This window comes from Curtobacterium sp. B18 (assembly GCF_000333375.1).
Lineage (GTDB): Bacteria > Actinomycetota > Actinomycetes > Actinomycetales > Microbacteriaceae > Curtobacterium.
Genome location: NZ_BACZ01000422.1, coordinates 1 through 13560 on the forward strand (window position 1 = coordinate 1; position 13560 = coordinate 13560).

Sequence of the window (13560 nt, forward strand, 5' to 3'; positions counted from 1 at the left end):
GGACGGGAGGCGCGGATCCCTTTGGCCGACCGGTGCACGTGATCCGCGCCTCCACTCCCGCGCCGTGTGTCCGGCAACGCAGTCGGTGACGCATCCTCCGGTCCCTGTCACCGGGCCGTTGTAGCATGCACGACACCTGTCCTGAGCCGAGGAGGCCTGCGTGCCGGAACCGACCGACCCCGCCTTCCCGATCGACCGCATCCGGGACGTCGGCGACGACATCATCGCCGCCGTGTCCACCGTCGTCGACGGGAAGACCGAGGCCATCCGCACCGCCCTGACGGTGATGCTGGCCGAGGGGCACCTGCTCGTCGAGGACGTTCCCGGCGTCGGCAAGACGGTGCTGGCCAAGGCCCTCGGCGCGTCCGTCGGCGGATCCGTGAACCGCATCCAGTTCACGTCGGACATGCTGCCCTCGGACGTCACCGGGGTGAACATCTTCGACCAGTCCTCCGGCACGTTCCGCTTCTCGCCGGGACCGGTCTTCGCGAACGTCGTCATCGGCGACGAGATCAACCGCACCAGCCCGAAGACCCAGTCGGCGCTCCTCGAGGCGATGGCCGAGGCGCAGGTGACGGTGGACGGCGTGACGCGCAAGTTGGACAGCCCGTTCATGATCGTCGCGACGCAGAACCCGATCGACATGGAGGGCACGTACCCGCTCCCCGAAGCCCAGCGCGACCGGTTCATGGCCCGCCTGACGATGGGGTACCCGAGCGCCGACGCCGAGCGACAGATGCTGACGAACCGCGGCGCCGGCGACCCGCTGGCGCACCTCCGTCCGATCGTCGACGTCGACGTCCTGCGCGACCTCATCCAGTCGGTGCGGACGGTGCACGTCGCGCCCGACGTCGAGGCGTACATCGTCGCCATCGTCCGGGCCACCCGCACGCACCCCGACATCGTCCTCGGCGCCAGCCCGCGGGCGACGCTGCATCTCGCCCAGGGCGCCCGCGCCCACGCTGCCCTGCTCGGNCGTTCCTTCGTCACGCCCGACGACGTCGCAACGCTCGCACCGGTGATCCTCGCGCACCGTCTCGTCCCGGTGGCCCGCGGCCTCGGCGGCACAGGTGACGACACCGTCCGCGACATCGTCGTGCGCATCGTGTCCGACACCGCCGTGCCGTTCACGGCGACCCCCGTCCGCTCCTGATGTCCGGGTCCCCGGCGCCGACGTCGCTCGCCCTGCGTGCCGGTGCGGTGCGTTCCGGGGTGCTCCGCTACGGGCGGCGTGGACTGTCGCTGCTGCGCCGGACGCCGTTCCCGAGGCCGACGGTCCGCGGCTGGACCGTGATCGCGGTCGGCATCGGACTGATCGGCGGCGGGCTCGTCGGGACCACGAGCGTCGCCGTCTCCGCGGGCCTCCTGCTGCTCGTCCTCGTCGTGCTGGGCATCGTGATGGCGTTCGTCGTCGCCGCACCACTGCGTGGCAGCCGGAGCACGGCACGCGCGATCGTCCAGGTCGGCGAGGTGTACCGCGAGCGGATCACGCTCGGCGGGACGAGCCTGCCGATCGGCCCGCGGTCGATGCTCCTCGTGCGCGAACAGCTCGACGACGCGCTCGTGAGCATGGACACCGCCGAGACCTACGCCGCGGTCGGTCCCAACCTGCCGCCGGCGGTGCTCGACGTCGAGGCCCTCGCGATGCACCGCGGGCGGAGCGTCGTCGGTCCGGTGACGATCCGCGTCGAGGACCCGTTCGGCCTGCTCCGCATCGACCGCCCGGTCGTCGCCGCCGAAGAGGTCGTCGTCGTGCCGGCGTCGACCCCGCTGGGGACGCTCGACGCCGGAGCCCTCGCGGGTGCGGTCTCGGCCGACGAGGGCCGGGTGGGTCAGGGCGGCTCGGCGGACGACAGCGAACTCCGCCCGTACCGTCCCGGCGACCCGATCCGCCGCGTGCACTGGGCCCAGAGTGCCCGACGCGGCGAACTCCACGTCCGGCAGACCACCCAGGCGCAGCCGCCCGAGGCGGTCATCGCGCTCGACGTCCGGCGGGAGTCCTACCAGCGGCTCGGGCGCGACGACCTCGCGGAGCTCTCGGACCTCGGCGGCGACGCCGCGTTCGAGCACGCGGTCGTGGTCGCCGCGAGCGTCGCACGGGCACTGGCCGCGCGGACCTCGCGCGTCGTGCTCGTCAGCGACGGACCCGCCGGCAGCACCCGGCACGCGGGGGACGCCGGCGGACTGACCGACGTGCTCGTGGGGCTCGCCGACGTCCGGGTCCGCTCCGACGCCCGCGAGGTCACCGAGGTCCTGCCCGACGTGCGGGGCCGCGACGTGCACGGCATGACGGCCGTCGTCACCGGCAACTGCACCGCCGAGCAGGCCGCCGAGCTCGTCTCGTCGACGACCGGCTCGAGCCGAGGGATCCTGGCGACGATCGTGCCGCCGGACCCGGTCGTCCGCGGGATCCTCGACCGTGGTGGCTGGCGGACCCTCGTCGTGCCGGTGGCCGGCGCCCACTCGCCCGGGAGTATCCGGTGAGCGGCGTCGCCACCCGTCCGGCACCCGCCCGGGGCGATGCCCGTCCCGACGCCGACCGTCGTGTCGACCGCCCGGACTCGCCGAGTCCGTGGGTCGTGGCGCTCGCCCCGGTGCCCGTCCTCATCGCCGCCCTCGCCATGCGCCCGCTCGTGCAGGGCATCGCCTGGTGGGTGTCCGGCGTCCTCGTCGCCGCCGTGCTCGTCGGCACGGTGCTCGCCGTCCGCCGTCGTGCGCCGGGCGTGCGGTTCGTGGCCCTCGTCGTCGCTCTCGTGGTCTGCTCCTGCGCCGCGGCGGTCGTGAACGACATCCAGCCGCTCGGCTGGCTCGACCGGAACGGTGCCCTCGGCGAGACCCTGGCCGCGATCCGGCTGAACCCGGCACCGCTGCCGCAGTCCGACGCGATCCGCCTCATCGTCACGGTCGCGATCGGCTGGGTCGCGGGCGTCTCGCTGTTCCTCGCCGCCGTCGCGCCGACCGCCGCCCTCGCCGCCGCTCCGGCGCTCGTGATCCTCATCGTCCCCGGGATCGTCACCGGGGCGCCGGCGGCACCCGGACTGGTCATCGCCACCGGCATCGCCTTCCTCGTCCTGCTCTGGCTCTCGGTCCGGCCCGTCCAGCGAGCCCTCCCGGCCGCGGTCGTCGGCGCGATCGGACTCGTGGTCGCCGTCGGGCTGCCCGCCATCGTGCCGCTCAACGCCAGCTGGTTGTCCGGGGTGACCGGGGCGATCCAGTCGCCGGTGCAGCCCGGACGGCCGGGCACCCTCCTCAACCTCGGGCAGGACCTCCGGCAGCCGAACGAGCTCGAGGTGTTCCGCTACCGGTCCTCGGACGGGCGTCCGGAGTACCTCAAGCTCGCGAACCTCGACGAGTTCGGCACCGGGGACTGGGTGCCGACGACGACCGACGCGGCGAAGTCCGAGACGGCCGACCAGCAGCAGTGGGCGGTCGGCATCAACCCCCGCCTGTCCAGTCGCGGCGACGTCACCATCCGGGTCACCGGCCTGTCGAGCAACTACCTGCCGGTCCCGTCCGGCGCGGTCTCGATCGAGTCGCGGTCGACGAACCTCGACCTGTCGCAGTGGCGCTGGATGGGGGAGTCGAGCACGGTGCGCTCCACCGGCCCGGCGACCCCGCGCGGTGCCACCTACGAGGTCTACGGCGCCTCGACGTGGTCCGGTGAGTACCTCGACGCGATCGCCAGCTCCGGCCTGCTCGGTCGGGCGGACGGTCGCGGGTTCGCCACCCCGTCGGCGAACCAGCTCCGCATCGACCGCGAACTGCCCGACAAGCTGCCGACCAGCATCGCGCGGACGGCGCAGCGGGTCGCGGGCAGCGCTGGCTCGGACTACGAGAAGGCCCGCGCGCTCGAGCAGTGGTTCCGGAGCGACCTGTTCACCTACTCCGAGACCGCACCGGTCGAGCAGGGCTACGACGGCGACAGCATGGACGTCGTCGCGAAGTTCCTGCAGGTCCGCGAGGGCTACTGCGTGCACTTCTCGTCGGCGATGGCCGTGATGGCTCGGACGCTCGGCATCCCGTCGCGCATCGCGGTCGGCTACCGGGCGGGCACGACCCAGGCCGACGGCGAGTACACGGTGTCGAACCGCCAGCTGCACTCGTGGCCGGAGCTCTACATCAAGGGCGCCGGCTGGGTCGCGTTCGAGCCGACCCCCGACTCCGACGCCGCGGCCTCGCCCGCCACCGAGGCCAGCGCCACCCCCTCCGCCGCCGCTCCGGAGACGCCGCTGCCCGCACCCGGCGAGTCCGCTCCGGCCCAGACCGCCACCTCGACGCCGAGCGCCTCCGCCGCGCCGAGCGCCACCGGGTCGACCGGCGGCGGGGGCGACGGCCCGCTCGGACTCGCGGTCGGGCTCCTGCTGGCGGTCGCACTGCTCGTCTCGCCCGCGCTCGTCCGGACCCTCCGCCGTCGGACCCGTCTGGCCGCGGTGCACTCGGGTCGGTCCCCGGCGGTGAACGCCTGGCGCGAGGCCCTCGACGACGTCGCGGACCACGGGTACGCGCCGGGGTTGGCGCCGCCGGGAGACGCGGCCGCCGCAGCGCGCACGGCACGTGCGGTGCTCGGTCGGCTCCGGGCATCGGTACCCGCGACGGTGTTGCCGCACCTCGAGGCGATCGTCGACGCGGTCGACCGCGAGCGGTTCGCCGCGGGCGGTGCCGCGACGGTGGACTCCTCGGCGCTCCTCGCCGCCGTCCGGGAGGCGCGGGTCGCCCTCGACGCGTCGGCCTCCGGTGCGCGAGTGGTCCGGTCCCGGCTGCTGCCGCCGAGCCTGCTGCCGTCGTCGGCGTGGTCGCACGAGGGGCGGCGCGCGCGGCGCAGCGCCGCGTAGCGCGGCGCTGCCGCAGCGCGCGGCGCGCTGGCGCTGGCCGCTGGTCTGGTCGCGCCATCCGCACGGTGCTGCGTTGTTCGGTCGCCTCGGGGTTGGTTGCTCCGTGCGCCGCTGTAGCGGCGCACGGAGCGGGCAGGGTCGCGCGGAGCGGCGAACCTCGCACGGTGCGTGCCACCGCGCCGCCTGCGCCCGCGCCGCCTGCGCCCGCGCCGCCTGCGCCCGCGCCGTGGCGCGCTGGTGCGGCCCGTGAGGCCGCGCCGCACGGTGCGGGGTTGTTCGGTGGCGGCGGGGTTGGTGGCTGGGTGCGCCGTTGTAGCGTCGCACGGAGCGGGCAGGGTCGCGCGGAGCGGCGAACCTCGCACGGTGCGTGCTGCGGCGCCGCGCCGCGCCCGCGCCGTGGTGCACTGGCGCGGCCCGTGGGGCCGCGCCGTACGGTGCGGTGTTGTTTGGCGGCGGCGGGGTTGGTGGCTGGGTGCGCCGCTGTAGCGGCGCACGGAGCGGGCAGGGTCGCGCGGAGCGGCGCACCTCGCACGGTGCGTGCCGCTTCGCGGCGCGCTGGTGCGGCCCGTGGGGCCGTGCCGCACGATGCGGTGTTGTTCGGTGGCGGCGGGGTTGGCGCGCTGGTGGGGCCCGTGGGGACGTGCCGCACTGTGCGGGGTTGTTCGGGGGTGGCGGGGTTGGTGGCTGGGTGCGCCGCTGTAGCGGCGCACCCAGCGGGCAGGGTCGCGCGGAGCGGCGAACCTCGCACGGTGCGAGCTGCCGCGCTGCGCTGGCGCACGGCGCTACCGTTGCGCCGCCGCGCGCCGCGCCGCGGCGCGCGCGGCGCGCTAGCGCTGGCGCACGACCGCCTCGACGAGGGCCGCGACGACCTCGCCCGGGTTCACCCCGGGCAACGCCGCCGAGTCGAACACGATCCCCACGTTCGCCCCGATGAGCACCCGGGCGAAGTCCGCCAGCGGCATCCCGGCATCGATCTCCGGGTGCGCCCCGAACCACAGCTCCACGAGCTCGAGCACCCCGTCCTGCAGCTCCCGCCGCTGGCGCACGAACTCGGGCAGGAACTCGGGTCGGCGCATCGCGTACCCGCGGAACTCCGAGAGCAGGGCGAACTGCGCGGTCTGGTCGTGCCGGCCGAACGCTGCCCGGACGACGTCGCCGATGTCCACGGCTGCGATGTCCGCACGCACGAGTTCCCGCAGCGAGCCGAGCACGAGGTTCGTCTGGCGCTGCATGACCTCGGCGACGAGGTCTTCCTTCGACGAGAAGTTCGAGTAGACGGCACCCTTGCTGAACCCCGCGCGGGCGGCGATCTCGTCGAGCCGGGCCTCGTGAACGCCCTGCTCGGCGAAGACCTGGGCGCCGGCGACCAGCAGGCGCTCGCGCACCTCGGCTCGTGGGGTGCGGGGCGTGGGCGGCCCGGTGACGGAGGAGCTGGGATCGGAGGCGTCGTCGCTCATCGGTTCCTGATTCGACGGGGCCCGCCGTGATCCGTCGGGTCCGGCTTCGTCGGGCTGGCGTGAGGGTGGGTCACGACCATTGTGCTGGAGGCAGGGTGCGTCGGGAGACCTGCCGCGCCGCGCGTCTGATCCCGCGCGGCATCAGCGAAGCCCCCAACCACAGGTCCGTTCGGAACCGGCGCGTTCGGGTCGCGTCGGTGCTCCAGCGGACCATGGATGCCGGGTCGATACCCGGCGGTACCGATTGTACGACCGAGGACCGACAGATGACAGCCCCTCGGCGCGTTCAGCCGTCCGACGGTTCGACGGACCCGGACCCGGACCCGGACCCGGACCCGGACCCGGACCCCGACCCGGGTCCGGATTCGAACCCGAACCCGGACCCGGACCCCGACTCGTTCTCGTGGTGCACGCTCCCCGCGCCGGACCGTCGGCCCGGTCGTCGGAGCAGTCGGATGGCGTCCGGACGCAGCTTCCGACCCCGCTGGAGCAGGGAGCCGAGGGTGGACTTCGGCTGCCAGTCGCGACCGTTCGGCAGGCCCCACCCCCGTCGGACGGCACCCCACCGCAGCCCGAGGGAGAGCACGATCGCGGCGATGATCCCGATCGACGGGGACCCGAGGTGGGACGCGACGACCATCACGGCGGACGCGGCGACGGCCACGGTGGCGTAGAGCGCGTTGCCGCCGAACACGGCGGGGACCCGACGGAGCAGCAGGTCCCGCATCGCACCGCCGCCGACCGCAGTGATCGTGCCCATGATGATCGCGGCCGGCCAGTCGAGCCCGGCGTCGAACGTCCGCTGCACCCCGACCACCGACCAGAAGCCGATGACCGCGGCGTCGAGCACGGTGAACAGCCGGTCCCAGGTCAGCTCCGAGAACGACACGAAGAAGGCGATGAGCGCACCGGCGATCGCGACCGGCGCGTACAGGGGATCGACGAGCGCGACGGGCGGCCCGTTCTGCAGCAGCGTGTCCCGCAGCATGCCGCCGCCGAGGCCGGAGACGAACCCGACGACCAGGAAGCCGAAGAGGTCGAAGTCCATCGTCCGGGCGAGCGAACCGCCGAGCAGCGCCGACGCGAACACCCCGGCGAGGTCGAGCACGTTCGTGACCGATGCCAGGCCATCGACGGACAGCAGGTTCATGAGAACCATCAAACCCCACGCCGGACGACTGGCGAGCCGGGCGGCGGTTAGGTTAGCCTCACCTTCGTCATGCTCGCCACTCTCGTCATCGGCCTCCGCGAAGGCCTCGAAGCGACCCTCATCGTCGGCATCATCGCCGCGTTCCTCCGTCGCAACCGCGTCCCCCTCGCCCCCATGTGGCTCGGCGTCGGGGGTCGCCGTGGTGCTCAGCGTCGCCGTCGGCTTCGGCCTGCAGGTCGTCGAGCAGGCCCTGCCCCAGGCTCAGCAGGAGGGCATGGAGGCGATCATCGGCATCGTCGCCGTCGTCTTCGTCACGGGCATGATCGTCTGGATGCGCTCGCACGCGCGGAGCCTCACGACGGAGCTCGAGGCGAGTGCGACCGCGGCGCTCGGCCGCGGCACTGCCTGGGCCCTCGCCGGCATGGCCTTCCTCGCCGTCCTCAAGGAGGGCTTCGAGACCGCGGTCTTCCTGCTGGCGACGTTCCAGGCATCGTCCGACACCGGGCTCGCGGCACTCGGTGCGGTGATCGGCATCGCGGGTGCCGTGGTCGTCGGGTACGGCATCTACACCGGCGGTGTCCGACTGAACCTGTCGAAGTTCTTCACCGGCACCGGGATCTTCCTCGTGTTCGTCGCCGGCGGGCTCGTGCTGACCGTGCTCCGCCGCGCGCACGAGGCCGGTTGGGTCGTCATCGGGCAGCAGCGCACGGTCGACCTCGGCTGGCTCGCGCCGAACGGGTCCGTGCAGGGCGCCCTCGTCACCGGCGTCCTCGGCATCCCGCCGGACCCCCGGGTCATCGAGGTCCTCGGCTGGGTGCTCTACGTCGTCCCCGTCCTCGCGGTCTCGCTGTGGCCGCGCGCCTGGCGTCCGTCCCGCACCCGGGTGCCGGCCGTCCGGACCGCCGTGGCCGCCGTCCTCGCCGTCGCCGCCGCGACGCTCGCGATCGCCGTCCCCACGAGCAGCGTCGACCTGCCGCACACGACCGCCGTCACGGGCGGCGCCGGCTCCGTCACCGCACGGGTCGACGGGGCGACCGCGACCATGCGCACCAGCGGCACGGGCCGGGAGGCGCGGGTCGCCTTCCCGGCGTCGACCCACCGGAGCGTCACCCGGCAGGGCGTGACCGCTGACCGCTGGCGGCGGACCGAGGACGGGTCGGCCGCGCAGCGGCCGTCGAGCCTGACGCTCGACGACCTGGTCGACCTGTTCGGGCGCGTCCCCGTCGGGGTCTCGCCGAGCACGAACCCCGGGCCGTTCACGGCCCGCTGGGTGGTCCGCGACACCGTCACCCTGTGGACGGTCCGGGGTGGGGTCCTGGACGCGAGCCGCACCGAACGCACGGTGCTCACGATCGCCGGTGGGGGCCTCCCGTCCGCTCGCACCACGACCCTGGACCGCACCGTCTGGGCGGTCCCCGCCACGCGTGTCGCGCAGTCCGCGACGGCCGTCGCGTCCGCGGACAGCCGCACCGCGGAACTGCTGCTCTGGAAGGCCTGGCTGCCGATCGCCCTCGGCATCGCCGCCGCTGCCCAGGCGCTGCTGGCGCTCCGCGATCGCCGTCGCCGGCCGGCCCCCACGACCCACACCCCCGAAACCGACCCGTCGCGCGGCCCGCCCGCGGACGACCCCACGAGGAGCCCTGAGTATGCCGTTCGGTAGGACTGCCCGCCCCCTGACCACCCTCGGCGCCCTGGGCGTCGTCACCGCCCTCGCCCTGACCGGCTGCGCGAACTCGTCCACGACGGCCGGTGCCGGTGCGAGCAGCTCCGGCACGGTCTCCCGCGTCTCGGTCACGCTGACGAACGACGGCTCCGACACGTGCGCCGTGTCGACCACGAAGGTCCCCGCCGGGCCGGTCACGTTCACCGTCAAGAACGAGTCGTCGACCGCGATCACCGAGGTCGAGCTGCTGCAGGACCAGCGGATCCTCGGCGAGAAGGAGAACCTCGCGCCCGGGCTGGCCGCCGTGACGTTCACGGCCACGCTCACCGGCGGCAAGTACCAGGTGTACTGCCCCGGGGCCGACCGGGAGCTCACCGACTTCACCGTCACCGGCAAGGTGACCTCGACGGCGAACAGCAGCGCCGCGACCCTGCTCGACGAGGGCACGAAGGGCTACGCCGAGTACGTCGACGGGCAGGTCACCGACATGGTCGCCGCGGTCGAGCAGCTGCAGAAGGACGTCGACGCGGGCGACCTCGCCGCCGCGAAGACCGACTACGCGAACGCCCGTCCGTTCTACGAGCACGTCGAGAGCGACGTCGACGGCTTCGTGAAGAAGGGCTACAAGGCCACCGACAACGCCGGCAACCTCGACTACCTCATCGACATGCGGGCCTCGAACCTCGACCCGGCCGTCGGGTGGAGCGGGTTCCACGCGGTCGAGAAGGACCTGTTCCAGGCCGGCGCCATCACCGCGTCGACCAAGAAGACCGCCGCCGACCTGACCGAGAACGTGCAGCTGCTCGCGAAGCTCGTGCCGACCCTCGACTACAAGCCGGAGGACCTCGCGAACGGTGCCGCCGGCCTGCTCGAGGAGGTCCAGTCGAACAAGATCACCGGCGAGGAGGAGGCGTACAGCCACATCGACCTCGTCGACCTCGCCGCCAACGTGGAGGGTGCCCGCCAGGCGTTCGCGTACCTCAAGCCCGGCCTGACGAAGCTCGACCCGACGCTGACGAAGCAGATCGCGACGCAGTTCGACCGGACGAACACGCTCATGGACGGCTACCGCGACGCCGACGACCTGGGCGGGTTCGCCACGTGGGACGCCGCCACCAAGGCGTCCGACGCGAACACCATCTCGCAGCAGGTCCAGGCGTTGCAGGACCCGCTGTCCCGCCTCGCCGAGAAGGTCGCCACGGCGTGACGACCCCGCACGACGCGACGACCCCGCACGGCGCGACAGCCCCGAACGACGTGACGACCACGCCCGACGAGCAGCCCCGCGACCAGCCGGGCCCCGCTTCGCTGTCCCGGCGCGGGCTCTTCGGCGCCGGCGTGACCGCGGGCGTCGCGGCGGCCGGAGCCGGCATCGGCGCGGCGGCTGGGGTGGCCGGGGCGACCGCCGCGACCGGGGTGAACCCGTTCACCGCGGCGACGAACGGCGACGAGTCGATCGACCTCTCCCAGAGCCACCCGTTCTACGCGACCGCCGCGCGGCAGCCGCAGGGCGGTGTCCGGACCGCGCCGCAGCGCTACTGCGTCTTCATGACGTTCGACCTGTCGTCGACCGTGACGACCGACCTGCAGGTGCTCCTCGCCAGGTGGTCGGCGTCGATCGCGCAGCTGCAGGCCGGCAAGACCGTCGGCAGCGTCGAACCCGCGCACGGCGACGGCGTCGGCGCGGACACGGGGGAGGCGCTCGACCTCGGTCCCGCGTCCCTGACCGTCACGGTCGGCCTCGGCCCGGGGATCTTCGACGAGCGGTTCGGCCTGGCGTCGAAGCGCCCGGAGCACCTCGCCGCGATCCCGACCCTGCCGAGCGACAACCTCGACGCCGGCCTCACCGGTGGGGACCTGTCCCTGCAGGCCTGCGCGGACGACCCGCAGGTGGCGTACCACGCGGTCCGCGACCTCGCCCGGATGGCCAGGGGCACCGCGACCGTCCGGTGGACGGTGCTCGGCTTCGGCCGGGCCTCGGCCGGTCCGGACCAGTCGACGCCCCGCAACCTGATGGGCTTCAAGGACGGCACCCGCAACATCACCACCGACGAGGACTACGACCGCTTCGTCTGGCTCGACGAACCGGGTCCCGGCGCCGGGTGGATGCGGGGCGGGACGTACCAGGTGGTGCGGAAGATCCGGATGAACATCGAGATCTGGGACGCGGACGTCGTCAGCGACCAGCAGCGCGTGTTCGGACGCACGAAGATCGAGGGCGCTCCGCTCTCGGGCGGATCCGAGCACACCACGCCGGACTTCGGCGCCGCGCACCGGGACGGCACGACCAAGATCGACCCGAAGTCGCACATCGCACTCGCCGCGCACGAGGCGAACGGCGGCGTCAAGATCCTCCGTCGCGGCTACAACTACACGGACGGGCTGAACCAGTACGGCCAGCTCGACGCCGGGCTGCTCTTCGCCGCGTACATGAACGACCCCGCGCACTTCACGACGCTGCAGCGGAAGCTCGGCGCGTCGGACCGGCTGAACGAGTACGTGTCGCACATCGGGAGCGCGGTGTTCGCCGTCCCTCCGGCGCCGCGCAAGGGCTCGTACATCGGCGAGCAGCTCTTCCGCTGACGACGTGAGATGGGTGCCCTCCGTCGTTTCCCTGGAGACGGAGAGCACCCGCGTCGCGGAGTCCCCCGGTCGGAACCACCGTCCGGGATGAGAGGCGACCCAGCGCGACGCGTCGCGATGCGACAGGGCTGAGCGTACCCCGCAGATCGCCGGTCCAGCGGGGAACCACCGTGATGGGACACGTTGTCCCGGCCGCCCGCGGACCGTGTGTCGGTCCTGCGGGCCGGAACCGTGCCTCCTGGACCGACGAGAGCGGGCCGTCCCACGTGGGTGGGACGACCCGCTCGATGGCCGGGAGGCGCGGCGTCAGTCCGTCAGGTCCGCCGCCTCCGGCTCGGTGCGCTTCCGGCGGACGAGCGCCAGTGCCGCGAGACCCGCGAGGAGCAGCAGGCCCGCCGCGACGGCCGGGGCCACGATGTCGGCGCCGGTGAAGGCGAGTGCACCACCGGCATTCGCCGGGACCGCGCCGTCGACGATGCCGTCACCATCGGTGTCGCCACCGACCGTGCCACCCGTTCCGCCGCCCGTTCCCGGGGTCCCAGGCGTGCCCGGGTCGGTGGGATCGGTCGGGTCCGTCGGGTCGGTCGGGTCCGTCGGGTCGACGGCTGCGGCGACCGGGATCGTCACCGCGAGCGTGATCGTCTGCCCGTCCGGCAGCGTGACGACGAGCGGCTCGTCGGTCGTGGCCGCCGGGGCGACGGCTGCGGCGAGGGTGGTCGTCGCGGCTGCCCGGCCGAGCGCGGTCGCGGGGGTCGCGGTCGCGCCGGGGACGAGGAACGACAGGGTCGCTCGTCCCTGCTCGTCCGTGGTGTCGATGATCGTCGTGTCGATCGCCGCGCGGTCGAGTTCCTTCCCACCCGCGCTGACCGTGACGGTGCCGCCCTGGTCGGGTTCGTTGCTGAACGTCAGCGAGGAGAGCTCGATGGTGACCCGGTCGCCCGGCTGGAACCCACCGTCGGGCGTCGCGGTCGTCCGGACGCCGGTCGAGCGCTGGTCGTCCGCGACGACCACCGATGGGTTGGCCCGGAAGTACTCGACCTGTGCCTCGAGGTCGACCGTCCCGCTGTCCTGCTTCGCCGCTGCCCGCGTGAACGCCGCGAAGTTGTCGCCGCCCCCGGCGAGGAACGAGTTGACCGTGACCTTGTACGTCGTGTCGGCCACGATCGGCTTCCCGTCGAGGGTCATCGTCGTGACGTGCGAGCCCGCGGCTGCGTCCGGGTCGTAGGTGTACCCGAAGCCGTCCGAGGCGCCGAGCTTGAGGAACGGCCGGCTCGACCCGGTCGGCTGCCACTGCTCCTCGAGCGCCTGGCGGATCTGCGCGCCCGTCAGGTCGAGGACCACGAGGGTGTTGGCGAACGGCTGGACGACCGCGGCCTCCTTGTAGGTGACCGCGCCCGAGGCGATGTCCGCGCGGAGGCCGCCGGGGTTCATGAACGCGAGTTGCGAGCCCTGTCGGGTGGTCGCGGCGCGCTGCACCTCGGCGACGAAGTTGCCCATGGTGGACTCGCCGCCGCGGTTCTCCGAACCGTTCGACTGGACGGCGCGCTTGAGGTCCCGGTCGACCGTGCCGAGCTCGACGGCACCGAGCTCGTCGGCCTCGGCCACGGCAGCGGAGACGGTGGCCTGCACGTCGGCGTCCGGCGTGAAGGTGCCGTCGACGAGCCGGATGTTCTCGGCCACGGACGGGGTGACCGTGCCGTCGGCCGCGACCTGCAGCTGCACGTGCCCGAGGTTGAAGCCGTACGAACCGGTCTGGATCACCGGACGCTCGACGTCGCTCCCCGTCGGGGCGACCCAGTGCACGTACGTCTGGTGCGTGTGGGCGGACAGGATGGCGGAGACTCGCGGGTCCACGCCCCGCACGGCCTTCGCGAA

Annotated in this window: 9 protein-coding genes; 6 read left to right on the forward strand and 3 right to left on the reverse strand. The window is 73.5% G+C overall.

Going from position 1 to position 13560, the window contains the following annotated elements:
* Nucleotides 1–286: 286 nt before the first annotated feature.
* Genes I5E_RS11645 through I5E_RS11655 form a run of 3 tightly spaced genes read left to right on the forward strand, consistent with a single transcriptional unit; the run spans nt 287 to nt 4832 of the window.
* Nucleotides 287–1153 carry an AAA family ATPase gene (locus I5E_RS11645; RefSeq protein ID WP_148286948.1) on the forward strand — a complete coding sequence of 289 codons (867 nt, stop codon included), beginning with the start codon at nt 287–289 and terminating at the stop codon, nt 1151–1153.
* A complete protein-coding gene (locus I5E_RS11650; RefSeq protein ID WP_031262337.1) occupies nt 1153–2484 on the forward strand; it encodes a DUF58 domain-containing protein in 1332 nt (443 codons plus the stop codon). The genes I5E_RS11645 and I5E_RS11650 overlap by 1 nt, the downstream gene beginning before the upstream one ends.
* Nucleotides 2481–4832, forward strand: coding sequence for a transglutaminase family protein (locus I5E_RS11655; protein ID WP_022907146.1), 2352 nt, complete (start codon nt 2481–2483; stop codon nt 4830–4832). The genes I5E_RS11650 and I5E_RS11655 overlap by 4 nt, the downstream gene beginning before the upstream one ends.
* 827 nt (nt 4833–5659) lie before the next feature.
* Here I5E_RS11655 and I5E_RS11660 read toward each other — a convergent pair.
* Together I5E_RS11660 and I5E_RS11665 are read right to left on the reverse strand one after the other, a co-directional pair.
* Nucleotides 5660–6289: a TetR/AcrR family transcriptional regulator gene (locus tag I5E_RS11660; RefSeq protein WP_022907147.1), complete on the reverse strand. Its 630-nt coding sequence runs from the start codon at nt 6287–6289 to the stop codon at nt 5660–5662.
* Nucleotides 6290–6575: 286 nt separating this feature from the next.
* Nucleotides 6576–7439: a trimeric intracellular cation channel family protein gene (locus tag I5E_RS11665; protein ID WP_022907148.1), complete on the reverse strand. Its 864-nt coding sequence runs from the start codon at nt 7437–7439 to the stop codon at nt 6576–6578.
* A gap of 199 nt (nt 7440–7638) precedes the next feature.
* On the opposite strand from I5E_RS11665, the gene I5E_RS21690 reads away from it, so the two are divergent.
* From I5E_RS21690 to I5E_RS11680, 3 genes are read left to right on the forward strand one after another with little or no spacing between them, the layout of a single operon-like run.
* Nucleotides 7639–9099, forward strand: a complete 1461-nt coding sequence (locus I5E_RS21690) for an FTR1 family protein (protein ID WP_049973501.1) — start codon at nt 7639–7641, stop codon at nt 9097–9099.
* A complete protein-coding gene (gene efeO / locus I5E_RS11675) occupies nt 9086–10309 on the forward strand; it encodes an iron uptake system protein EfeO (RefSeq protein WP_022907149.1) in 1224 nt (407 codons plus the stop codon). The genes I5E_RS21690 and efeO overlap by 14 nt, the downstream gene beginning before the upstream one ends.
* Nucleotides 10306–11685, forward strand: coding sequence for a Dyp-type peroxidase (locus I5E_RS11680; protein WP_022907150.1), 1380 nt, complete (start codon nt 10306–10308; stop codon nt 11683–11685). Before efeO ends, I5E_RS11680 begins: the two co-directional genes overlap by 4 nt.
* 306 nt (nt 11686–11991) lie before the next feature.
* Here I5E_RS11680 and I5E_RS21695 read toward each other — a convergent pair.
* Nucleotides 11992–13560 (reverse strand): bifunctional metallophosphatase/5'-nucleotidase (locus I5E_RS21695; protein ID WP_022907151.1); only part of this gene is annotated, 1569 nt, incomplete at its 5' end.

Bases quoted from the DNA above. Each gene is read 5' to 3' on its own strand.
- I5E_RS11660 (WP_022907147.1), bottom strand. From the start codon at position 6,289: ATGAGCGACGACGCCTCCGATCCCAGCTCCTCCGTCACCGGGCCGCCC.
- I5E_RS11665 (WP_022907148.1), bottom strand. From the start codon at position 7,439: ATGAACCTGCTGTCCGTCGATGGCCTGGCATCGGTCACGAACGTGCTC.
- I5E_RS11650 (WP_031262337.1), top strand. From the start codon at position 1,153: ATGTCCGGGTCCCCGGCGCCGACGTCGCTCGCCCTGCGTGCCGGTGCG.
- efeO (WP_022907149.1), top strand. From the start codon at position 9,086: ATGCCGTTCGGTAGGACTGCCCGCCCCCTGACCACCCTCGGCGCCCTG.